This is a genomic window from Bradyrhizobium sp. ORS 86, assembly GCF_045571475.1.
Classification (GTDB): Bacteria; Pseudomonadota; Alphaproteobacteria; order Rhizobiales; family Xanthobacteraceae; genus Bradyrhizobium.
Genome location: NZ_CP120699.1, coordinates 2,614,186 through 2,636,490 on the forward strand (window position 1 = coordinate 2,614,186; position 22,305 = coordinate 2,636,490).

The 22,305-nt window shown below is 62.9% G+C and carries 18 protein-coding genes; 10 read left to right on the forward strand and 8 right to left on the reverse strand.

Annotated features, from left to right (window positions below; all coding sequences use genetic code 11):
• Positions 1–2 precede the first annotated feature (2 nt).
• Positions 3–2,438 (forward strand): TonB-dependent receptor, encoded by a 2,436-nt coding sequence (locus P6U25_RS11730; RefSeq protein WP_407151325.1) that lies wholly within the window; start codon positions 3–5, stop codon positions 2,436–2,438.
• Here the strand turns inward: P6U25_RS11730 and P6U25_RS11735 are convergent.
• Together P6U25_RS11735 and P6U25_RS11740 are read right to left on the reverse strand one after the other, a co-directional pair.
• A complete protein-coding gene (locus P6U25_RS11735; RefSeq protein ID WP_407151326.1) occupies positions 2,435–2,821 on the reverse strand; it encodes a YkvA family protein in 387 nt (128 codons plus the stop codon). The genes P6U25_RS11730 and P6U25_RS11735 overlap by 4 nt on opposite strands.
• 44 nt (positions 2,822–2,865) lie before the next feature.
• The gene (locus P6U25_RS11740) at positions 2,866–3,840 is read right to left on the reverse strand and encodes a helix-turn-helix domain-containing protein (RefSeq protein ID WP_407151327.1); all 975 of its coding nucleotides are present in this window, start codon (positions 3,838–3,840) and stop codon (positions 2,866–2,868) included.
• Positions 3,841–4,259: 419 nt separating this feature from the next.
• On the opposite strand from P6U25_RS11740, the gene xoxF5 reads away from it, so the two are divergent.
• From xoxF5 to P6U25_RS11770, 6 genes are all read left to right on the forward strand, one after another.
• Positions 4,260–6,065, forward strand: coding sequence for a lanthanide-dependent methanol dehydrogenase XoxF5 (gene xoxF5, locus P6U25_RS11745; protein ID WP_407151328.1), 1,806 nt, complete (start codon positions 4,260–4,262; stop codon positions 6,063–6,065).
• Between the two features lie 123 nt (positions 6,066–6,188).
• Positions 6,189–6,671, forward strand: coding sequence for a c-type cytochrome, methanol metabolism-related (locus P6U25_RS11750; protein WP_407152498.1), 483 nt, complete (start codon positions 6,189–6,191; stop codon positions 6,669–6,671).
• Between the two features lie 50 nt (positions 6,672–6,721).
• A complete protein-coding gene (locus tag P6U25_RS11755; protein ID WP_407151329.1) occupies positions 6,722–7,831 on the forward strand; it encodes an S-(hydroxymethyl)glutathione dehydrogenase/class III alcohol dehydrogenase in 1,110 nt (369 codons plus the stop codon).
• Positions 7,832–7,864: 33 nt separating this feature from the next.
• On the forward strand, positions 7,865–8,428 hold the full coding sequence (gene gfa / locus P6U25_RS11760; RefSeq protein WP_407151330.1) for an S-(hydroxymethyl)glutathione synthase: 564 nt from the start codon (positions 7,865–7,867) through the stop codon (positions 8,426–8,428).
• 214 nt (positions 8,429–8,642) lie between these two features.
• The gene (locus P6U25_RS11765) at positions 8,643–9,593 is read left to right on the forward strand and encodes a hypothetical protein (protein WP_407151331.1); all 951 of its coding nucleotides are present in this window, start codon (positions 8,643–8,645) and stop codon (positions 9,591–9,593) included.
• 73 nt (positions 9,594–9,666) lie between these two features.
• Positions 9,667–10,809: an epoxide hydrolase family protein gene (locus P6U25_RS11770; RefSeq protein WP_407151332.1), complete on the forward strand. Its 1,143-nt coding sequence runs from the start codon at positions 9,667–9,669 to the stop codon at positions 10,807–10,809.
• A 97-nt stretch (positions 10,810–10,906) separates the two neighbouring features.
• Here the strand turns inward: P6U25_RS11770 and P6U25_RS11775 are convergent, their stop codons facing one another.
• On the reverse strand, positions 10,907–11,593 hold the full coding sequence (locus P6U25_RS11775) for a hemerythrin domain-containing protein (RefSeq protein WP_407151333.1): 687 nt from the start codon (positions 11,591–11,593) through the stop codon (positions 10,907–10,909).
• Positions 11,594–11,766: 173 nt separating this feature from the next.
• Between P6U25_RS11775 and P6U25_RS11780 the strand changes: the two genes are divergently transcribed.
• From P6U25_RS11780 to P6U25_RS11790, 3 genes are all read left to right on the forward strand, one after another.
• Entirely contained in the window at positions 11,767–12,165 is a 399-nt protein-coding gene (locus P6U25_RS11780) for a c-type cytochrome (RefSeq protein WP_407151334.1), read from the forward strand.
• Positions 12,166–12,173: 8 nt separating this feature from the next.
• The gene (locus P6U25_RS11785; RefSeq protein WP_407151335.1) at positions 12,174–14,396 is read left to right on the forward strand and encodes a carboxypeptidase regulatory-like domain-containing protein; all 2,223 of its coding nucleotides are present in this window, start codon (positions 12,174–12,176) and stop codon (positions 14,394–14,396) included.
• Positions 14,397–14,645: 249 nt separating this feature from the next.
• Positions 14,646–15,959: a chloride channel protein gene (locus P6U25_RS11790; protein ID WP_407151336.1), complete on the forward strand. Its 1,314-nt coding sequence runs from the start codon at positions 14,646–14,648 to the stop codon at positions 15,957–15,959.
• A gap of 204 nt (positions 15,960–16,163) precedes the next feature.
• Here the strand turns inward: P6U25_RS11790 and P6U25_RS11795 are convergent, their stop codons facing one another.
• The 5 genes from P6U25_RS11795 to P6U25_RS11815 form a co-directional block, all read right to left on the reverse strand.
• The gene (locus tag P6U25_RS11795; protein ID WP_407151337.1) at positions 16,164–16,811 is read right to left on the reverse strand and encodes a 2-hydroxychromene-2-carboxylate isomerase; all 648 of its coding nucleotides are present in this window, start codon (positions 16,809–16,811) and stop codon (positions 16,164–16,166) included.
• Positions 16,812–17,318: 507 nt separating this feature from the next.
• Entirely contained in the window at positions 17,319–19,229 is a 1,911-nt protein-coding gene (locus tag P6U25_RS11800) for an NAD(P)-binding domain-containing protein (protein WP_407151338.1), read from the reverse strand.
• A 12-nt stretch (positions 19,230–19,241) separates the two neighbouring features.
• Positions 19,242–20,015 carry an SDR family NAD(P)-dependent oxidoreductase gene (locus P6U25_RS11805; RefSeq protein WP_407151339.1) on the reverse strand — a complete coding sequence of 258 codons (774 nt, stop codon included), beginning with the start codon at positions 20,013–20,015 and terminating at the stop codon, positions 19,242–19,244.
• Positions 20,005–20,655 carry a TetR/AcrR family transcriptional regulator gene (locus tag P6U25_RS11810; protein WP_407151340.1) on the reverse strand — a complete coding sequence of 217 codons (651 nt, stop codon included), beginning with the start codon at positions 20,653–20,655 and terminating at the stop codon, positions 20,005–20,007. The genes P6U25_RS11805 and P6U25_RS11810 overlap by 11 nt, the downstream gene beginning before the upstream one ends.
• Positions 20,652–22,148 (reverse strand): AMP-binding protein, encoded by a 1,497-nt coding sequence (locus P6U25_RS11815; protein ID WP_407151341.1) that lies wholly within the window; start codon positions 22,146–22,148, stop codon positions 20,652–20,654. The genes P6U25_RS11810 and P6U25_RS11815 overlap by 4 nt, the downstream gene beginning before the upstream one ends.
• Positions 22,149–22,305: the final 157 nt, after the last annotated feature.

The window sequence follows — 22,305 nt, forward strand, 5'->3', positions numbered from 1 at the left end:
GTATGGGCGGCGTGCGATTTGTAGTGGTCGCATCAATCGCGACAAGCGTGTTCGTCGGCAAGGACGTTGCCTTTGCCCAAGGCGGATCCGAGCACGTTCAAACGCTGCCGCCGGTCGAGGTCACGGCGCCGAGCGATGGTGCAAAACGCGGACGCTCGCGGGAGGCGGCACGCATCGTTCGTCCCCGGCCAAGAGTTGTGATACCGACCGCGCCGGCCTCCACAGCGTCGTCCGCTTCCGAGATCGATGCCGACAAGGTTTCTGCCGGCGTCAACGTCGTCGACAGCAAGCAGATCGAACGGACCGGCTCGCCCAATGTGACAGACGCGCTGTTGCACAATGTGCCGTCTGTCAACATCAACGAAGTCTCCGGCAACCCATTCCAGCCGAACCTGGAGTTTCGCGGCTTCGTCGCCTCACCGGTGTCGGGCACGCCGCAAGGCCTCGCAGTCTACCAGAACGGGGTTCGCATCAACGAGGCCTTCGGCGACACCGTCAACTGGGATCTGATCCCGACCGCTGCGATCAGGTCGGCCACCATCGTCACCAACAATCCGGCCTTCGGCCTGAATGCGCTCGGCGGCGCAGTCGACCTCCAGATGAAGGACGGCTTCAGCTATCACGGCACCGAGGTCAACGTGATGGGCGGCTCGTTCGGCCGCATCCAGGGCTCCGCGCAGTGGGGCAAGCAGATCGACAACAACTATGCCGTCTACGGTGCGCTCGAAGGCGCACATGACGATGGCTTCCGCAACTTCTCGCAATCCGACGTCCGGCGCTTCTACGGCGACATCGCCTACAGGAACGATGTCAACGAGTTCCACCTCAACATGGGCGTTGCCGACAACAAGTTCGGCGCCACCGCGACCGTCCCCAACGAATTGCTGCAGCAATATTGGGGTGCCACCTACACGACGCCCCAAATCACGACGAATCGCGTCGGCTACCTGAACCTGACCGGCAAGGTCGAGGCCACCCCGACCTGGACAATCGAGGGCGCCGCGCATCTGCGCTTCTTCGGGCAGAAGACCGTGGATGGAAATCCGACCCGCGTGCAGCCATGCGACGATCCGACGCTGCTGTGCTTCGGCGACGGTGCAACGCCGGCCAACGACGTGAACGGTCTCCAGCTCGGCAATCCGTTCCCGTCCAGCGCTTTCCTTGGCGAGATCGACCGAACCTCGACGCGGTCGACCACTGCGGGCTTGTCGTTGCAGGCGACCAACGACGACAAGCTGTTTGGGCACGATAACCGCTTCACCATCGGCGCCAGCTACGACACCAGCGTCACCTGGTTCAACGCCAGCGCCGAGCTTGCCACCATCGGCACGAACTATGTCCTGTCAGGCAGCGGCATCTATCTCGGCCCATCCGGCGATCCCACCGTCGGTGAGATCGGCCCGGTGTCGCTGCGGACCACCAACCAGTACACCGGCATCTACGGGCTCGATACGTTCGACGTCACAAGCCGCTTTTCGATCACCGGAGGCGGTCGGTTCAACGCAGCTCACATCTCGCTCGAGGACCAGCTCGGCACGGCGCTGAACGGCACCCACGAATATGACCGCTTCAATCCGATCATCGGCGGTACCTTCAAGATCACGCCCGAGGTGACGGCCTATGCCGGCTATTCCGAGGCCAATCGCGCCCCGACGCCGCTGGAGCTGGGCTGCGCCGACCCGGCCCATCCCTGCACCATTGCGGCCTTCCTGGTGTCGGACCCGGACCTCAAGCAAGTGGTTTCGCACACCGTCGAAGCGGGGTTGCGCGGCAGCAAGGACCTCAACATTGGCACCCTGAGCTGGAAGCTCGGAGGATTCCGCGCCAAGAACACCGACGACATCCTCGCCATTCCGAGCCCGCTGCTGCCGGGCCACGGTTATTACCAGAATGTCGGCTCGACGCGCCGGCAGGGCATCGAGGCCGAGGTCAAGCTGAGTTCGTCGGCGTTCCAGGTCTATGCGAGCTATGCCTTCGTCGATGCCCGCTTCCTGGACTCGCTGCAAGTCGGCTCCAACAGCCCGTTTGCGGATGCCAACGGCAACGTCCAGATCCTGCCGGGCAATCAGATCCCCGCCGTACCCCGCCATCGCGTCAAGGCTGGCTTCGATTACGCGGTGACCGACAAGTTCAAGGTCGGTGGCGACGCGCTCTGGGTCAGCAGCCAGTATTTCGTCGGCGACGAATCCAACCAGGCGCCAAAGCTGTCGTCCTATGCCGTCTTCAACGCGCACGCTTCGTACCAGATCAACAAGACGTTTCAGATCTACGGTCGCATCGACAACATCTTCGACAAGCGCTACGCGACCTACGGCACTTTCTTTGAAACGGATACGCTGCCGAACTTCGCCAATGGCGGCGCACCATTCACCGATCCCCGTTCGCTTAGCCCCGCGCGACCACGCGCCTTCTATGCCGGCCTGAAAGCGACATTCTAGGATTGTCGCGGCCAGTGCGCGACGATCGACCACGCCAGCGCGATCGCACAGGCAACCCAAAGCAGGATGATTGCGATCATTCCGGCCCGGCTTGTCGGGCGTTGCAGCGCGCTGCTTGCGTTGGCGCGGCACTCGGCCATGACCTCGGGTGGAATGAGCGAGATCGCAAGCCAGATGCCGAGCGGCAGCAGGATCAGGTCATCGAGATAGCCGACCACCGGAATGAAGTCCGGGATCAGGTCGATGGGTGAGAGCGCATAGGCCGCGATCGCGACCCCGAGCGCCTTGGCGTACCACGGCACACGAGGGTCACGTGAGGCGAGGTAGAGGGCGTAGCTGTCCCGCTTGAGGTTGCGCGCCCAGGCTTTGAGGCTGGAAAGCATGACAAAGAGAGGCCCGTCGGCGCGCCCGCACGCCGACGGAGATGTTACTCCAGCACCACGTCCGCCGGCATGCCGCCGTGCTGACCCTTGTGGACGGACGAGGGCGCAATGCCGAAATACTTCCGGAACACGCGGCTGAAGTGCGAGGAGCTCGAGAAGCCCCATGAGAACGCGACGTCGGTGATGGTCTTGCCGTTCTGCGATTCCAACTCCTGCCGGCAATGCTGCAACCGCGCCTTCCAGATGTAGTCGCTGACGGTCATGCCGCGGTCGCTGAACAGCATGTGCAGATAGCGCTTGGAGCAGCCGAGCGCCGCGGAAATGCGGTCGATGCAGAGATCGGGATCGCGCAGATGCTCGCGGATGAAGCCCTGCGCCCGGACATAGGTCGCCTCCGCGCTGCCGCGGTCGAACATCGCGCCGGTCTCGCGTAGCGGCAGCAGCAACAGGTCGATCAGCGAATCGGCGACGCCGACCGCGTTGAGCGGAGACAGCTTCGACGCTTCGCCGAAAGCAGCGTGCACGAAGTCATAGGCGATTCGGCCCGTGCCGTTGCGCGCCGACAGTTTGCACGGCGCCATCTTGGAAAGCTGGAAGCCGCGCTCTTTCAGGAGGTCCTTCGGCACGATCACGACCTCATGCCGCGTCAGCGAAGGGCTGATGATAGTGTGCGGGCAGGACACGTCGTAGGCGAAGCAATCGCCGGGCATGATGTCGAAGTGCCGGCCTTCCTGCTCGAAATGCGACACGCCATAGGTTTGGAAGAGAATCTTGATGTAGGGATGCTCGCTCAACTTGATGCGCGAGACCGTGTGCGCGATCCGGTGTTGGCTTGCCTCGATTTGGCACAGCTTCAAGCGCGACACCGTCGTGTAGTTGATCCTTCCTTCGAGCGAAGCCCCCTCCAGGGCATCGACCTCGAACTGACCACACAGGTCGGTCAACGCATCTGACCAACGCTCGATTTGCCGTTTGGGCGTCAAACCGGTCGTGTTGAGCGAATGGATTGTGTCGGACATTTTTCCAGCCACCGATTTGATCCCCAAGCGTGACTGCTTATCGCGCAAAGCCTGGCCCGAGATACCGCGCCATTTTACCTCATGTCCCGAGAGTTCAGATAATGGCGGCGGGATTCTTCCCGGTCAATGTCGGGCAATCCTCCGACTAAGTTCTTGCGTCGTCAAGCGCAACCTTGGAGGGCACCGAGGCCGGCCAAGTCCGCCGCTCGCCGTGATGCTCTGCAGCATAGATGCAGGCTCCCCAAGCGGATTCAGATCGGAGCGGCAAATTTTTTGCGAAGGTTCGCTTTCGAGCAAACGCGTGTTCTCTCTTGGGCAAGTCGTGGAGAACCGATCGCGGTACGGCTAGGGAACCAAAATGGAAGAAGTGGGCCGTTTCAACGGAAACCCTGAACTCTTGAAACTGGGAGGAATCCACGATGCGCAAGGTGCTTTACGCGACGGGTGTTGGGGCAATGGCGATGATCGCCGCCGGCGCTGCCAATGCCAACGAAGAGCTCAGCAAGATGGCAAAGAACCCGAAAGACTGGGTAATGCCAGCCGGGGACTATGCCAACACCCGCTATTCGAAGCTGAATCAAATCAACGCGCAAAACGTCGGAAAGTTGCAGGTCGCCTGGACGTTTTCGACCGGCGTGTTGCGTGGCCACGAAGGCGGCCCGCTCATCATCGGCAACACGATGTATGTGCACACGCCATTCCCGAACAAGGTCTATGCTCTTGACCTATCTCAGGACAACAAGATCATCTGGAGCTACGAGCCCAAGCAGGATCCGAATGTCATCCCGGTGATGTGCTGCGACACGGTGAACCGTGGCCTCGCCTATGCGGACGGCAAGATCTTCCTGCATCAGGCGGACGATACGCTGGTCGCGCTCGACTCCAAGACCGGCAAGGTGGCCTGGTCGGTGCATAATGGCGACCCCAAGAAGGGGCAGACCGGCACGTCGGCGCCTCTGGTCGTCAAGGACAAGGTGCTGGTCGGCACCTCCGGCGGCGAGTTCGGCGTTCAGTGCAGCATGACGGCCTACGACGTCAAGGACGGCAAGCAAGTCTGGAAAGCCTACTCGGAAGGGCCGGATGACCAGATCCTGTTCAACGACAAGACCACCTCGCTCGGCAAGCCGGTCGGCAAGGATTCCAGCCTCAAGACTTGGCAAGGCGATCAGTGGAAGATCGGAGGCGGCTGCACGTGGGGCTGGATCGCCTACGACCCCGAGCTCGACATGGTCTATTACGGCTCGGGCAATCCTTCGACCTGGAATCCGAAGCAGCGTCCGGGCGACAACAAGTGGTCGATGACCATCTTCGCGCGTAATCCGGATACCGGTATGGCCAAGTGGGTCTACCAGATGACGCCCCACGACGAGTGGGACTATGACGGCGTCAACGAGATGATCCTCACCGACGAGAAGATCGGCGGCAAGGATCGCAAGCTGCTGACCCATTTCGATCGTAACGGCCTTGCCTACACGCTCGATCGCACCGACGGCGAACTGCTGGTCGCCGAGAAGTATGATCCGAAGGTGAATTGGACCTCCGGCGTCGACATGGACAAGAACTCGCCGACCTACGGCCGGCCGAAGGTTCTTGACTCCGCGTCGACCGAGAAAGGCGGCGAGGATCACAACACCAAGGGCATCTGCCCGGCCGCGCTCGGCACCAAGGACGAGCAGCCGGCGGCCTATTCGCCCGAGACGCAATTGTTCTACGTGCCGACCAACCACGTCTGCATGGACTATGAGCCGTTCAAGGTGAGCTACACCGCAGGTCAGCCCTATGTCGGCGCGACGCTGTCGATGTATCCGCCTCCCGGTGAGTCCAACATGGGCAACTTCATCGCCTGGGACGGCAAGACCGGCAAGATCGTCTGGTCGAACAAGGAGCAGTTCTCGGTCTGGTCGGGTGCACTCGCGACCGCCGGTGGCGTGGTGTTCTACGGCACGCTGGAAGGTTACCTGAAGGCGGTCGATGCCAAGACCGGCAAGGAACTCTACAAGTTCAAGACTCCGTCCGGTATCATCGGCAACGTCACGACCTATGAGCATGGTGGCAAGCAGTACATTGCCGTGCTCTCGGGTGTCGGTGGTTGGGCAGGTATCGGCCTCGCGGCTGGTCTGACCGATCCGACAGCCGGTCTCGGTGCCGTCGGTGGTTACGCAGCGCTGAGCAACTACACCGCGCTCGGTGGAACGCTCACCGTGTTCTCGCTGCCGCAGCAGTGAGCTGACCAGCCTCGTTCCGGCGCATGGGGTGCTCTCCATGCGCCGGTCCGTCTTCAAATCGCACGCGAGGACAGGCTTTTGCGCAAGATCTGGTTTGTGACTGCTGCGATCTTTGTCGTGGCAATGGGAGGAGTTGCTTCCGCCGAAGACGCTGGTGATCCGACCGCCGTCAAGTCTGAGGATGGAAAGTATTTGGACAAGGATGGAAACCCGACCTTCAAAGTGGCACCCGATGGCACCGTGGACTGGTACACCTACTCCGGATTCCGCCGCTATCATTCGGAGTGCCATGTCTGCCACGGTCCGGACGGCATGGGATCGACCTATGCGCCTGCGTTGGCGAATTCGCTGAAGACGATGAGCTACGCCGACTTCCTCGGCACGGTCGCGAGCGGACGCAAGAACGTCAACACGGCGCAGGAAAACGTGATGCCTGCGTTCGGCGATAACCCGAACGTTGCTTGCTACATGGACGACCTCTATGTGTACCTGCGCGCCCGCGCCAACAACGCGGTCCCGCGCGGCCGGCCAGCCAAGCATGAGGACAAGTCGGACGCCTATACAAAGGCGGAAGACGCCTGCATGGGCAACAGCGAGAAGAAGTGAGCGTGGCCGGCGCGAATGACAAACCCTAAGAGTGTTTTGGAGAGACCAAGATGAAAACGCGCGCCGCAGTCGCATTCCAGGCAAAGAAGCCGCTCGAGATTGTCGAGCTTGATCTGGAAGGACCCAAGGCCGGCGAGGTCCTCGTCGAGATCAAGGCGACGGGCATCTGTCACACTGATGCCTACACGCTGGATGGATTCGACAGCGAAGGCATCTTTCCCTCGATCCTCGGCCACGAGGGTGCCGGCATCGTTCGCGAGGTCGGCCCCGGGGTGACGTCGGTCAAGCCGGGCGATCATGTGATCCCGCTCTACACGCCCGAATGCCGTCAGTGCAAAAGCTGCCTGAGCCAGAAGACCAACCTCTGCACGGCGATCCGCGCCACCCAGGGCAAGGGCGTGATGCCCGACGGTACCTCCCGCTTCAGCTACAAGGGGCAGACCATCTACCACTACATGGGTTGCTCGACTTTCTCGAACTTCACCGTGCTGCCCGAAATCGCGGTGGCGAAGATCCGCGAGGACGCACCGTTCGACAAGAGCTGCTACATCGGCTGCGGCGTTACCACCGGCGTCGGCGCGGTGGTCAACACAGCCAAGGTGACCCCGGGCTCCAACGTCGTGGTGTTTGGGCTCGGCGGCATCGGCCTCAACGTGATCCAGGGCGCCAAGATGGTCGGCGCGGACAAGATCATCGGCGTCGACATCAACGACTCCAAGGACAACTGGGGCCGCCAGTTCGGCATGACGCACTTCGTCAATCCCACCAAGGTGAGCGGTGACATCGTGCAGCATCTGGTGACGCTGACCGATGGCGGCGCCGACTACACCTTCGACTGTACCGGCAACACCAATGTGATGCGCCAGGCGCTCGAAGCCTGTCACCGCGGTTGGGGCGTCTCGGTCGTGATCGGCGTGGCGGAAGCGGGCAAGGAGATCGCAACCCGGCCGTTCCAGCTCGTCACCGGCCGCGTCTGGAAGGGCACCGCCTTCGGCGGCGCCCGCGGACGCACCGACGTGCCGAAGGTCGTCGACTGGTACATGAACGGAAAGATTCAGATCGACCCGATGATCACCCACGTGCTGAAGCTCGATGAGATCAACAAGGGGTTCGACCTGATGCACGAGGGAAAATCGATCCGCTCGGTCGTCGTATTCTGAAATCAAAACACCAAGCACTAGGAGGATAGACCAATGACTGTTCATATCCACCCATCGGTCGACAACGGCGTCAAGCAAGGCTCGGGCAACTTCGCCGGCGGGACGCTTGTCTGCAAATGCAAGGACAAGCCGGTCAAGATCGGGATCAAGGGCGATGTCGCGCACAATCATGCCTGCGGTTGCACCAAGTGCTGGAAGCCGGATGGGGCGATCTTCTCGGTGGTCGCGGTGGTCCCGCGCGAGAACGTCACCGTGCTGGAGAACGGCGACAAGCTGAAGATCGTCGACACCGCGGCGGTGATCCAGCGCTACGCCTGCACGGGTTGCGGCACCCACATGTACGGCCGGATCGAGAACAAGGGCCATCCGTTCTACGGCCTCGATTTCATCCATCCTGAGCTGTTCCAGGAATCCGGCTCGGCGGCGCCCGGATTTGCTGCATTCGTGTCCTCGGTGATCGAGTCGGGCGTCAAGCCGACCGAGATGGCCGGCATCAGGTCGCGGCTGAAGGAGCTTGGGCTCGAGCCCTATGACTGCCTGTCGCCGCCTTTGATGGACGCGATTGCCACCCACGTGGCGAAGGCCAAGGCGGCTTGAGACGGCCGGGTTGACGACATCCCGTGCCGGCGGCTGCCGCCATCGGCACCGGACGATCCGCGAACGCGCGTCAAGTGACGTGAACGCGGGTCCGCGCGTAGAAGGCGCGCCAAGGCAAGAATCTTGAGCTTCGGTCCTGATTCAACGTCAGGCCGAAGCTCCAGTACCCCCCGTGACCTTTGAACCTTGCATGCCCTGCGGGCGACCACAGGGCATGCATTTGTTCATACGGCTGTCCCTTTGCCTCGCTCCGATCCTTGTCCCGACGCGCGCCAATGCCGTGTCGCCGGAAGATCGGTACATCGCCACCCGTGATGCCGCCGTCGTCAAGTTCGCCAGGCAGATGGACGCCGGTCAGACCGGCGACGCCGTCGACAAGGCCGAAGCTGCGGCGAGGGACGACCTCAAGTCCCAGCTCACCGTGATCCTGTCCGAGCCCGCTCGCCCGGGCTTTGCGCCGGCGCAGCTCAATCTCGACACTCTATATAAAGGCGACGAGGGCTTCGGCATGCTGGACGGGCTGCGCTTCGATGCCGAGACAGGTAAAGGCGGCGCGAAGGTCGGACAGGCCGCCGACGGCAGCTACGTCGAGCCGAAAGCCCATATCGTCGTCACCACGGAATCCCTGTTCACCCGCTGGCTGCACGCGCACAAGGCTTGGTGGGATAAGGGCACCAAGAATGTGCCGCAGCAGATCGATGCGGCCTTGAAGTTCGAAGGCCTCTACACGCAGGCGATTTCAACGGATGCGGCGGTGATCGATTTCAACGAGCTGCCGATCACCAAACCGGCCGCAGCGACATCGACTTACGCGTTCTTGGCCGGCCGCACCCAGGACGAGCCCCCCGATCTGGCCGACGAGGTGTTCGTGGCCGCCCAGGCCAACGGCAAGATCTATATCGCCTACGGCACCATCGAACCGGCCGTGCACATTTCCGCCTGCACCGCGATCCGCGCCGGCTACACCAGGAGGGCCGAGGTGGCGGAGGAGAAATTCCGCCAGAAGCGGATCGACAAGCAGGCCTACGACAAGCTCGGCAAGCTACGCGAGCAGGGCGACGAGGCCTTCAGGCACTGCTTCGCAGAGCGCGCGCCGCAGCAACCCGCCTTTGCCGAGGCTACCAGGCAGGCACAGGTGCTGCTGGAAACGGCCCTCGGCCCATAGCGCCGCGCGCCGGTTTGATCGGCAGACGACCCGGCCCTATCTTCTCCCGAGGTCTGTGCCCCGGGGAGACGCCATGAACACCGCCATCAGCCCGTTCCGCATTGCCGTCAGTGACGATGTTCTGGAGGATCTCCGCACCCGACTGCGCCGGACACGTTGGCCCGAGGCTGAGCTGGTCGACGACTGGAGCCAGGGCGCGCCGCTCAAATGGATCAAGGACGTCTGCCGCTATTGGGCCGACGACTATGATTGGCGCCAGCGCGAGGCACTGCTCAATCGCTTCAGTCAGTTCACGACCGAGATCGACGGGCTCGACATCCACTTTATCCATGTCCGCTCGCCACACCCGGATGCCAGGCCGCTGATTATCACTCACGGCTGGCCAGGATCGGTGGTCGAATTCCACAAGGTGATTGAGCCCTTGACCGACCCGACAGTGCATGGCGGCAACGCAGCCGACGCTTTCCATGTGGTGTGCCCGTCATTGCCGGGCTTCGGCTTCTCCGCCAAGCCGACCACGACGGGGTGGGGCGTCGACTTGATCGCCAAGGCGTGGGCCGTCCTGATGGAGCGGCTGGGTTATGCCAATTATTTCGCGCAAGGCGGCGATTGGGGCTCGGCAGTCACGACCGCGATCGGCGGACAGGACGCGGCGCATTGCGCCGGCATCCACATCACGCTGGCGATGTCGACCCGGCCCAATGTCGAGGGACAACCGACGCCGGAAGAAACCCGCGCGCTCAACGGCATCAAATACTATGCCGACTGGGACTCCGGATATTCCAAGCAGCAATCCACCCGGCCACAGACGCTGGGCTACGCGCTGACGGATTCACCCAGTGGGCAGGCTGCGTGGATTCTGGAGAAGTTCTGGGCCTGGACGGATTGCGACGGCCATCCCGAAAACATCCTCAGCCGCGACGAGTTGCTCGACAATGTCATGTTGTACTGGGTCACCGCGACGGCGGCGTCGTCGGCGCGGCTTTACTGGGAGAGCTTTGGCGCGAACAAGCGAACCGTGCACAAGGTGACGGTGCCGACCGGCGTCGCGGTGTTTCCGAAGGAGATCGTGACGCCAGTCCGCAAGTGGATGGAAGCGAGCTACACCAACATCCAGCACTGGAAGGAGATGCCGAAGGGCGGGCACTTCTCCGCGTTCGAGCAGCCTGAGCTGTTCGTCCGTGAAGCGCGCGAGTTCTTTGGGATGCTGCGCTGATATTGTGTGACTGAGGGCATCCGCTGCATGAGCGGCGGCTCCGCGACGACGGCGAAGGCGCGCGCCGATATCATGCGGAGAATGGGGACGCGCGCCGCTAGGTAGGAGTCATTCGGGCGAGGTCGTGGATTCCGAGCGCCTGCTCGAGCGCCGCCACCTGTGCGACGTAGCGCTCGAAGCCGTCCTCACCGAACTTGCGCCGCTCGTCTCGCTCGAAATCCTCGGCCATGGCGTCGAATTCATGGGGCGAAACGATGCTTCGCAGCCTGGGGAAGAGCTCGGTATCTTCACGCGCCTCGTGCGGACGATACATCGCAATGAAGCTCTGCAGGCTCGTGATCAGGCGGCCGCGGCTTTCTCCCGGCGCCTGACTTCCCGGCGCAAGCGCGAGAATCGTGTCGGTGAGACGGCGGCCGGTCTGATGCTGCTGGTAAAGCACATTGACCAGCTCGACCATTTGCCCGGCTTTGCGAAATCGAGGAAAGAGCTGCCGCTCCTCGTTGCGCTCGTGATAGTCTTCGATGAATTCATGCACGATCGTTGCCGCGCGAGACAGCATGCCGACGTCGAAATCTTCGCCCCGGGCAAGCTTCTGCAAACCCGCTTCGTAAACCAGCAGCACGCGATTGAGCACGCCATGCTCTCGCATCAAATCTTCCGGTGGCGTCACGTCGGCAGGCTTATCGGCCTCCGCCGCATGCGCGCCGTGCGTGCGTGCGGCGCTCGCGATCAATAATCCCGATGCCGCATGAACGAGCGTTCGTCGATCGAAGGCGGACTTCATCCCTGAACTCCCTGCTGACGGCGGGGGGCCGCACTGCGCCTTGATCGGCGCGAGCCGTGGCGGGTTCAATCCAACTGGTCTATCGCGGCGTAGTTCCTCGATGAGCGCCTTCGGCGAGGAACGGACCCTTGCGGAACGTGTTGTAGCCGCGATCAGCAACGGGAGCCATGCCCGTGCGCCAAGCGTTGTTTGCGCTCACGCGTCTCCTCGCCCTGTCAGCGGTGACAATTTCATGCGGCGCCGGCGTCTGCTTTGCGGCAGGCGATCCCGTGAAGGGCGCCGCGATTTTCAGCCGCGAATGCGCGCTCTGCCACACGATCGGCAAGGGTGAACCAAATCGCTTTGGACCCAATCTGTTCGGAATCACCGAGCGCAAGGCTGCCACGGCGTCCGGATACGACTATTCGCCGGAATTCATCACCATGGCGATCTGGACCTGGAGTCCGGACGCCATTGCATCTTTCGTCACTGCGCCCGGCATCACGATTCCCGGCAACCGGATGTCCGTGTTCCCGGGCGTTCCCGATGCAGAGATTGACGATCTCATCGCCTATTTGGCGGCCCAGAAATAGAGGTGCCCATGAGACTGCCGATCAGGTTGCTCGGAGCCTTCGCCATCATTCAATTGTTCGTGTGTCCGGCGCCGGCGCAAGTGGCTGCTCCGGTCGAGATCGGCGCCCACGACATCGGCGGCGTCGTCAACAGCGCGAAGGGACCGGAAGGCGGCGTCTGGGTGATTGCCGAGACCAGCGATCTCGGGACCCGCTTCGCCAAGATCGTCGTTACCGATGACGTGGGCCGCTTCGTCATTCCGGATCTGCCCGAGGCGCACTACCAGGTTTGGGTCCGCGGCTATGGTCTGGTCGACTCGCCGAAAGTTGCGGGCGAGAGAGGGCAGCATCTCAACCTCGATGCGGTGATTGCGCCGGATCGCGCCGCGGCGGCGCAGTACTATCCCGCGATCTACTGGTTCTCGCTGCTCCGGCCGCCCGGCTCCGACAAATTTCCCGGCACCGGTCCGAACGGCAACGGCATTCCTAGCGAATTCAAGACCCGCGATCAATGGCTCGACGTGATCAAGACCAATGGCTGCGGCAATTGTCATCAGATCGGAAATTATGCCACGCGCACGATGCCGCCGGCGTTCGATCATTTTCAATCCGGAATTGCCGCATGGGCGCGCCGCCTGCAGTCGGGACCCGGCGGCACCACCATGGTGCATACCATGGGCCGATTGCTGGCGCCTGATGGCGGGCACCTCGCTGCGCTTGCGGACTGGACCGACCGCATCAAGGCGGGCGAGCTTCCGAAAACCGCGCCGCCGCGCCCGGTCGGCATCGAGCGCAATCTCGTCGTCACGGTGCGCGACTGGCTCGATCCGAAACATTATCTCCATGATCTCTTGGCGACTGACAAGCGCCAGCCGACCGTGAACGCCAATGGACCGCTTTATGGTGCGACCGAGCTTTCCAGCAACACGATGCCGGTGCTCGATCCGCTGGCCAATCTCAAGCGTGTCGTCCCCATGCCGGTCCGCGATCCGGCGAACACGCCGAGTTCGGCACTGGCGAATCCGGTATTCGCGTCCTCGCCCTATTTCGGGCGCGAGCAGGTGTGGGACAGCCAGGTCAACGCCCATTCACCGACGATGGATCGGGAAGGGCGCGTCTATTTCACGGCACAGATGCGCCCGCCGACCGAGGTCCCCAGCTATTGCGGCAAGGATTCGCTGCTCCGCTCCGCACAGCTCTATCCGCTGACGACCAAGCTCGAAGGATTCAGTCAGAACTCGCGGCAGGTGACGGTGTATGATCCCCGCAACGGCAAGTTCACGTTCATCGACACCTGCTTCGGCACCCAGCATCTGAACTTCGCCGAGGACGACGCCAACACGCTCTGGTTCAGCAACAACACGCAGGGCAAGAACGCCGTGGTCGGCTGGGTGAACACGAACAAATTCTGGGCGTCCGGCGATGCCGCCGCGTCACAGGGCTGGAGCGCGCTCGTGGTCGACACCAACGGCAACGGCAGGCGCGACGAGGGCTACAACGAGCCCGGCCAGCCGGTCGATCCCAGCAGGGACACTCGCATTCCGCTCGGGCTCTACGGCATTTCCGTGAGCCCGCTCGATGGCGCGGTCTGGGGCTCCAGCCTGCCGCATCCGGGCTATATCATCCGCGTCGATCCCGGAGCCAATCCGCCCGAAACTACGCTTGCCGAGGTCTACAAGGTGCCACTGCCCGGTTACGGCATTCGCGGCATGGACGTCGATCGCAACGGCGTCGTGTGGGTGCCGCTCGACAGCGGCCATATCGGCAGCTTCGATCGGCGCAAATGCAAGGGACCGCTCAACGGTCCCGGCGCTGCGAGCGGCGACAAATGTCCGGAGGGCTGGAGCTTCTACCCGTTACCGGGACCGCCGCTGCAGGGCGACACCGGCGCGGCCGAAAACCCGTACTACTTGTGGGTCGATCAGCACGACATCCTCGGACTCGGCGCGAACACGCCGATCGCCACCGGCAACCAGTCCGATTCCTTGCACGCGCTGGTGAATGGTCACATCGTCGAATTGCGGGTGCCCTATCCGATGGGCTTTTTTGCCAAGCAGATCGACGGGCGGATCGACGATGCCACCGCGGGCTGGAAAGGCCGCGCGCTCTGGGTGACCTCCGGCAACCGCACGCCCTTCCATATCGAGGGGATCGATGCGACGCATCCGGGAGCGCCGGGGGCAACCGAGGCGACGCGGTCGAGCCCGCTTGTGGTGCAATTCCAGCTCCGTCCGGACCCGCTGGCTCGCTAAAGCGCGCTGAGCTTGAGGTGAATCGTCATCGCGCTTTAGCTCCTTGTTTGAGCATGATCTTCTCGGAAAACCGCTTCACACTTTTCCGGATCATGCTCTACCGTGGCGCCGCGGGCCGGATGTGCCGAGGTCCTGACCCTCGCAGATTCACAAGCCGGAAGCCCATCGACGGGTCCTGCGCGACACGCTAACAATGCAGCGCAAGCAATCCCCGGCGCCGGCCGCAAAACCAGCGAGACTACCGCCAGCATGACGTTCCTCTCCAACCGCCACAAGCGGCTGTTCAAAATCATCTCCACGCGTTGGCAACGGCGGGCCATTTTCTTGCTGGGAGGCGTTGCGGTGGGGGCGGCCGCGGTCGCGCTCGCACAGCTCGCCGATGCGGCGCAGCTCGCCTTCTCCGCGTTGGTGTCGCAGTTTCGCTATGCCTCGCTCGTGGTGACGCCGGCTGGATTTGCGCTGTCGGTGTTTCTCACCACCCGCCTGTTTCGAAACGCCCAGGGCAGCGGAATTCCACAGGCCATCGCCGCGCGCCATCTGACGGATCAGACCGCGCGCGATAGTCTGGTCTCGCTGCGGATTGCGGCCGGCAAGATCATCCTGACCTTGCTGGGCCTGCTCTGTGGCGCATCGGTGGGGCGCGAGGGGCCGACGGTTCAGATCGGCGCCTCGATCATGTTCGCGATCGGCCGCTTCTCGCCGCGGCGGCAGCCCGGCTTGATTCTCGCCGGTGCCGCTGCCGGCGTGGCGGCGGCCTTTAATACTCCGCTGGCCGGCATCGTCTTCGGCATCGAGGAAATGAGCCGCGCATTCGAGACCAGAACCAGCAGCCTGATTATCGCGGCGGTGATCGCCGCCGGTCTCACCTCGCTCGCCCTGATGGGCAACTACACCTATTTCGGCACCAGCGCGATGGGCCTGCGCAACGGCATAGACTGGCTGGCGATCCCCGTCTGCGGGGTGGCTGGAGGTCTCGCGGGTGGTCTGTTCAGCCGCATCCTGATCATGATGGCGCAAGGGTTCTCCAATCCGGTGGGGAGGGCGATCAAGCGCTACCCGGTCGGCTTTGCCGCGATCTGCGGACTGGCGGCTGCGATCTGCGGTCTCGCATCCGACGGCGCGGTCTACGGCACCGGATATCAGCAGGTCAAAGCCGCCCTTGAGAGCGGAGCGCAGTTGTCGTCGAGCTTCAGCGCATTGAAGTTCCTGGCGACCACGTTTTCCTCGATCAGCGGCATGCCGGGCGGCATCTTCTCTCCCTCGCTCGCGGTGGGCGCAGGGATCGGCTCCAATGTCGCGTCGCTGTTTCAGGGCGCGCCGCTGGCCGCCATCATGCTGCTTGGCATGGTTTCTTATTTCGCAGGCGTGGTTCAGGCCCCCATCACGGCCTTCGTGATCGTGACTGAAATGACCGACAACCACGCCATGGTCGTGCCGCTGATGGCCGCTGCATTGATCGCTCACGCCAGTTCGCGCCTGATCTGCAAGGAGGGCGTCTACCACGCACTCGCCAAGGGTTTTATCGAGCGGGCCTCGCCGGCGCCAGAGACGCGCGTGGCTTGAATATCTGCTCTGCCAGGTCGATGGGCGTGCGTGCGCTGTGCGTCGGTCCACGAGCGTAGACCATGCGGCCTCTGGAATACTGGATCATCCGCATTCGCGGATGATGACATCGTGGACAAGTTAACTGATACGTCGAAGACGAACCGCTCGGCCTCAGTTCCGGAACGACGGGTCCGCGCGATCGAGCTTGCACAGCAAAGCGGGCTAAGGCCGGCAAAATCCGAATGCGCGGTGCCGGCTTCCGAGCGCGATCGCGACCGTCTCCGGATGTTTGATCCGTTCGATCAGCATGTCGATGCGGTCGCCGCCCCAGAACAGCTCGCCGTTGAACACCATGGTCGGAACGCCGAACACGCCAAGCGCTTCGGCCTCGTCGATGATGCGGTCGTGCTCGGTGCGGGCGGGCCCGTGGACATAGTCCTCGAAGTCGCCGGCCGGGCCGCCGATCGCGGAGATCACGCCGGCAATCTCGGCGAGGTCGTCGATCTCCAGCTCATGATTCCAGAACCGGCGGAACACCGTGTCGTGGTAGGGCCGAAACAGTTCGTGGCGCTGCGCGAACAGCATTCCGGCGCTGGAATAGAACGCGTCGTAGATTCGGCGCGGGCCCTTCATGACGAGCCCCTGCGCGTTGGCGAAGCGCCGGGCATCCATGTAGGAATAGCGCACCTTGCGCCAGAAATGCGGCGTGCGCTCCTCGACCGTACCCATGAATTCGGGAATGCGCAAAGTGTAGGGCAGCCATTCCAATTCGACGCCGTATTTGTCCTCAAGCTCGAACAGTCGCTTGTTGGCGACGTAGGCATACGGGCTCTTGTAGTCGGTGTAGATGCGCACCCGCGGCTTTTTCATCGTCGATCCTCACGTGCTCCGGACGATTGTTCCCGATCACAAGCAACGACGCAATGCGAGGCACAGGAGAGCGCAAACGAACGGGCCCCGGTGCATTCAAGCATCGCGGGGCCCTGCCACTTCGTTTTAGCGAAGGATGTCTGGTACACACCAGTAGCTTTTCGGGACCCTAAGCGCTTGGCCTTTGCGCTCATGTCCAGCGGATATGTTCAGATTGTCGGCGGCGCGACGTGGCTAGCAGCTGCTGATAGCTTCAACGTGCGCCGAGACCTTGCCGCTGAGCAAGGTCGCTGGCTTTCGCCGGTGGCGTCATGCTCCTCTCCAAGGGTGATCCGACGGACATCTGTCCGCTTCTACTGCGTGCCGGCAAACCACATGATCCGCCGTCATTTCCTGCGACGGTGGGGAGCAGTCGCTCCCGGCACCTCAACAGGTGCAGCGCGAATGCTGCGGCAGATATCGCAGCCTGTCAAGTTAAGGAGAGCGCGATTCAGGTCAGACGTCCTGTCAGGCTTTGGTCTGGCGGTACCGGGTGAAATCCGGGTCGTGAGTCATTTTCCAATAGTCGACGAACCGCCATGGCATCGCCGAGAACACCCGTCCCTGGCTGTTGCGGTAGTAGGTCGTCATGCCCGGATGTGTCCAGATCAACTGCTCATGTTCGGCATCGACCTCGCGCACATATTGATCGTGCGCGTCAGGATGCACGTCGATCGCTGCCATGTCGTTCTCGATCATCTCGACCAGACAGGCGGAGATATAGCGGCTCTGGCATTCGGACTGGAAGATCACGCTGCCGCCATGCGCAGGCCCCGAATTGGGGCCGAGCATCAAGAAGAGATTGGGGAAACTAGGCACCGTGAGGCCGAGATAGGCAGTCGGATTGTCGTCGCGCCAGACCTGCTTGAGGTTCTTGCCGCCGCGTCCGGTGATGTTCAGGCGCGCTGCCATCTCGGAGACCTTGAAGCCGGTCGAGATCACGATGACGTCGTGCCGCCGCAGCTTGCCATCGGCCGTGACGATGCCTTCAGGTGCGAAGCGGTCGATCGTGTCGGTAACGAGCTCGACATTCGGCTTGGTCAGCGTCTTGAACCAGTTGTTGTCGAGCAGGATGCGCTTGCCGTAGGGCGGATAGGTCGGCACGCATTTCTCGATCAGGTCGGGACGATCCTTCAACTCCGACAGGATGAAATCGGTCAGTTCCTGTCGATGCCGATCATTGCCCTTGTTGACGGCGCGGTCCGGATGTGGCCAGGCCGGATCCTTGCGCAGGAACGGCAGCAGGCCGTCGCCGTAGCGCCAGAACATGTTGAACCGGTACCACTGCACATAAAATGGCAGATGCGCGAGCAGCCACTGCGCGCCGTCGGTGATCGGATCGGAATAGCCCTGCACCGGGCGGGCCCATTGCGCGGTGCGCTGATAGACGGTGACCGAGGCGACACGGTCGGCAATCGATGGCACGAGCTGCATCGCGGTCGCGCCGGTGCCGATGACAGCGACATGCTTGCCGTCGAGCTCGACGTCGTCGGACCACAACGACGAATGAACCTTCAAGCCCCTAAAATCGTCGTCACCTTTGAACCGCGCCGGCGAGGGATCGTTGAGCTGGCCGATCGCGCTGACCAGCGCGGTCGACTCGAAAGTCTCTTCGCCGTTCTGGGTCTTCAGGGTCGAGATCCAGCGCCGTTTGCCTTCATCCCAGCGCGCGGACACGAGCTCGGTGTTGAGGCGGACGTTTCTGCGGATGTCGTATTCGCGCACGACCTTGAGCAGGTAGTCCAGCAGCTCCTGGCGCTGCGCAAAGTACCGCGTCCACGGATTGCGCGCGCTGAACGAAAAGGAATAGGAATGGTTCGGCGTATCGACCCCACAGCCGGGATAGCGGTTGACGTACCAGGTGCCGCCGATCTCGTCTTCCTTCTCGACGATCGTGTAGGGGATGCCGAGCCGTCCGAGTGCAACACCGAGCGCGATCGCGCAGACGCCGGCGCCGACGATCAGCACATGCTGCCGCGCCAACGTCTCGCCGGTGGGGCGCTCGCGCCAGCGTGCGTCGCGGGGAATGAAGCCCATTTCTTCGCGCATCAGCGGCGCATATTCCGGCGCGACATTTTCGCCGAGCGTCGCGCGCATCATCTTCAGCATCAGCTCATCGCCGGGATCGGTGATGACGGGCTTCGGCGCGCCTTTGGCGAACAGGTTCAGCACCGCCGCCCGGATCTGGTCCTGGATCTCCCTCGGCACTCCGGCATCGGGATCGGGGATCAGGCGGACGTCACGCTTCGGTTTGTAGGGAGGCTCCAACCACTTCTCGTCGCCGGTCATGTGCACCAGCACCATCAGCAGCACGCGGATGTCGCCTTCCGCGACGGCGGAGGACAGATTGAGGGTCTTGTGCGGAAGCTCGACGTTCATGCGTTGCTGTCCCTAGCTGGTCGGCGCTTCCGGCAGGCCGCCATAGGCCGCCCATGTGGTGCCCGCGATGTAGCCGGCGTCGACCGGCAGGTTGATGCCGGTGACGCCGCTGCTCAGCGGCGACAGCAGCCAGGCAATTGCCTGTGCGACCTCCATCGGCTCGACCAGTCGATTCATCGCGGTCGGACGCGCGAGCAGGTCCTTGTTGAGGGCGCCCGCTGCGATGCCGGCCTCGAGCGCCGCCGTGCGGGTGAAGCCGGGCGACACCGCGTTGACGCGGACGCGGACGCGGCCCCATTCGGCGGCGAGCGTCTGCGTGATCTGAATGACGCCGGCCTTGGCCGCGGTATAGGCGTGGATCGGGCCCGACGTCATGCCAGCCACCGAGGCGACATTGACGATCGCGCCGTAGCGCCGCTTCGCCATCCCGACGCCGACGCTGCGCGCGACCAGGAACGTGCCACGCAGGTCGATATTCACCTCGCGGTCCCACTGCTCCATCCGCACCCGTTCGATCGAATGCATCTTGCCGAATACGCCGGCCGCGTTGACAAGGCCGGTGATCGGACCATGCGCCTTCTCGATATCGGCGACGCCGGCCACCACGGCGCTTTCACTCGCGACGTCGAATGGCGCCGGCCAAAGGATGGCCGCGGTTCCGGCCAGCGGCTCGGGTGCAATATCGACGATGACGACATGGTGTCCCTGATCTGCAAGCAATGTCGCGGTAGCGGCACCGATGCCGCGGCTGCCGCCGGTGACGAGGATTGTGCCGTCAGCGCTCATGCTTTTTGTCCTTGACGCTGGAAGTGAACAGGCCGCGCGTCACCAGCTTCTGGTAAGCCGAGGTGACGTAGTCGGGCACCGCGGTGACGCCCTGTTCGGAATAGGAGTAACGACGGCTGAGATAGCCGCGCGCACCCATCAGCACCTGAACGATAGCCTCGAATTCCTCGTCGCTGAACGTGTTGGTGGCTCCCGCTGCCCGCGCACGCTGGAGAATCCGCACATAAGCGCTCGAAATGTTATCGAAGTGCTTCTGGTAGCCGACGGGCGCAAAGAACTCGGCCTCATTGAGGATGCGGAGGAACTCCGGCACCTCGCGGATGAAGTCGAAGAAGGCGCTGAAGCGCTCGATCTCCTGACGCGCGGCGTCGGCTGTCCCGGTCCGGGCGCGGATGAAGCGCACCATGTCGAGGCCGATCTTCGGCAGCAACTGGTCGAGCAGCTCCTGGCGGTTCTCGAAGTGATTATAGAATGTGCCTTGCGCGACGCCGGCGGCTTCCGTGATCCGGGCGACGGAGGCTTCGGCGTAGCCGTATTTGCCGACGATCTTGGTCGCGGCGTCGAAGATCTTCTGCTTGGTCCAGGCATTGCGCTCGACCCGGTTGAGCTTGGTCACCTTGGCGGATGTAGCTTGCGTCATGCGATCGCCTCGAGTTCGGCACGAAGAACGCGCTTGAGCACCTTGCCGGATGGATTGCGTGGCAGGCTGTCGCGAATGATCAACTGCTTCGGCACCTTGAAGCCGGCGAGCCGGGCGCGGCAGTGGTCGGTAAGGGCGGGCAGATCGAGCTTTGCGCCGTCGGCGAGCACCACGACCGCGACCGGCTTTTCGCCCCAGCGCTTGTCGGGGACGCCGATCACGGCGACCTCGCGCACCTCTGGCATTTCGTAGATGACGCGCTCGACCTCGGAGGAGGCGATGTTCTCACCGCCCGAGATGATCAAGTCCTTCTTGCGGTCGGTGAGAAAAAGGAAACCGTCGTCGTCGAGATAGCCGATATCGCCGGTTCTGAACCAGTCGCCGAAGAATGCGGATGCCGTCTTCTCCGGATCCTTCCAGTAGCCTTGGGTGATCTTCGGACCGCGCAGGCAGATCTCGCCGTTCTGGCCTGCGGCCACGCGCTTGCCGGCGTCGTCGCGGATCTCGATCTCGACATGGGCGGTGGCGCGGCCGGTCGAGCCGATCTTCTCGATTTCGCGGCCCGCCTCCATGAACGTGTCTCCGCCGCAGCTTTCGGTGAGGCCATAAGCGTCGATGTAGCGCGCATTGCTGAAATACTCGGAGAAGGCGCGGATCCGCACCTCCGGCGTCTTCTCGCCGCCGCCGATCGCCCATCTCAGGCTGGAGACGTCGTAGCGCTCACGGTTCGGGCAGGTGAGCAGGGCCGTGGTCATGACGGGCGCGAGCCAGGCGGCATTCAGCTTCTCTCGCTCGATCGCGGCGAGCGCGGGCTCCGGTTCGAAGGTGCGGTGAATGCACAGCATGCCGCCGTGCCAGAGCACGGCGATGCCGGGCAGGTCAAGCGCGCCGACGTGATAAAGCGGGCCGACGACGAGCAGGCGCGTGTCCGCATTCAATCCGAGCACCAGCGTCTGGTCGGCCGATTTCCAGTAGATGTTCTCGTAAGTGAGCATCACCCCCTTGGGGCGATCGGTCGTGCCGGACGTGTACATCAGCCGCATCAGGTCGCACGACTGGCGCACATGCATCGGCGCTGGCGCGATGTCGGGCGCGAGGCTTGTGATGCTGGATTGCGCGACCTCGTCGAGCAGCACGATCGCCGCGCCGCTCGCCGCGATCTCCGCAAGCTCCTCGTCCGCGATCAGGAGGCGCGCGCCGGAATTGCCGACGATGTAGCCGACCTCGTCGGCGGACAGGCGATAGTTGATCGGCAGCAACACCGCGCCGATGTGGCTTACCGCGAACACTAGTTCGAGAAAGGCCGCGCTGTTCTTCATCAGCACGGCGACGACATCGCCGGCACCGATGCCGCGTGCGGCCAGCCAGCCGCCGACCCGCCTGATCCGCAGGTCGAAGCTCGCATAGGAGATGTCTTCGCCGCGATATTTCAGCGCACAGCGATCCGGCGTCCGCTTGGCATGAAAGGCGATGAAGCTCGAAAGATTGATCATTCGCCGCTCGATAAGGCCGATTTCCGGCCGGTTTCTTCCCTAGATGAATTATGACTCGTAGTTCATCTTTGGCTTGACGTCACCCCCCTTGCTCTGAAAACATCGTGGACACGGAGACGGAACGATCTCCGAAAGGGATTTGGAAACGCGAACCCGG

Bases quoted from the DNA above. Each gene is read 5' to 3' on its own strand.
- P6U25_RS11730 (WP_407151325.1), top strand. From the start codon at position 3: ATGGGCGGCGTGCGATTTGTAGTGGTCGCATCAATCGCGACAAGCGTG.
- P6U25_RS11735 (WP_407151326.1), bottom strand. From the start codon at position 2,821: ATGCTTTCCAGCCTCAAAGCCTGGGCGCGCAACCTCAAGCGGGACAGC.
- P6U25_RS11740 (WP_407151327.1), bottom strand. From the start codon at position 3,840: ATGTCCGACACAATCCATTCGCTCAACACGACCGGTTTGACGCCCAAA.
- xoxF5 (WP_407151328.1), top strand. From the start codon at position 4,260: ATGCGCAAGGTGCTTTACGCGACGGGTGTTGGGGCAATGGCGATGATC.
- P6U25_RS11750 (WP_407152498.1), top strand. From the start codon at position 6,189: ATGGGAGGAGTTGCTTCCGCCGAAGACGCTGGTGATCCGACCGCCGTC.
- P6U25_RS11755 (WP_407151329.1), top strand. From the start codon at position 6,722: ATGAAAACGCGCGCCGCAGTCGCATTCCAGGCAAAGAAGCCGCTCGAG.
- gfa (WP_407151330.1), top strand. From the start codon at position 7,865: ATGACTGTTCATATCCACCCATCGGTCGACAACGGCGTCAAGCAAGGC.
- P6U25_RS11765 (WP_407151331.1), top strand. From the start codon at position 8,643: ATGCATTTGTTCATACGGCTGTCCCTTTGCCTCGCTCCGATCCTTGTC.
- P6U25_RS11770 (WP_407151332.1), top strand. From the start codon at position 9,667: ATGAACACCGCCATCAGCCCGTTCCGCATTGCCGTCAGTGACGATGTT.
- P6U25_RS11775 (WP_407151333.1), bottom strand. From the start codon at position 11,593: ATGAAGTCCGCCTTCGATCGACGAACGCTCGTTCATGCGGCATCGGGA.
- P6U25_RS11785 (WP_407151335.1), top strand. From the start codon at position 12,174: ATGAGACTGCCGATCAGGTTGCTCGGAGCCTTCGCCATCATTCAATTG.
- P6U25_RS11790 (WP_407151336.1), top strand. From the start codon at position 14,646: ATGACGTTCCTCTCCAACCGCCACAAGCGGCTGTTCAAAATCATCTCC.
- P6U25_RS11795 (WP_407151337.1), bottom strand. From the start codon at position 16,811: ATGAAAAAGCCGCGGGTGCGCATCTACACCGACTACAAGAGCCCGTAT.
- P6U25_RS11800 (WP_407151338.1), bottom strand. From the start codon at position 19,229: ATGAACGTCGAGCTTCCGCACAAGACCCTCAATCTGTCCTCCGCCGTC.
- P6U25_RS11805 (WP_407151339.1), bottom strand. From the start codon at position 20,015: ATGAGCGCTGACGGCACAATCCTCGTCACCGGCGGCAGCCGCGGCATC.
- P6U25_RS11810 (WP_407151340.1), bottom strand. From the start codon at position 20,655: ATGACGCAAGCTACATCCGCCAAGGTGACCAAGCTCAACCGGGTCGAG.
- P6U25_RS11815 (WP_407151341.1), bottom strand. From the start codon at position 22,148: ATGATCAATCTTTCGAGCTTCATCGCCTTTCATGCCAAGCGGACGCCG.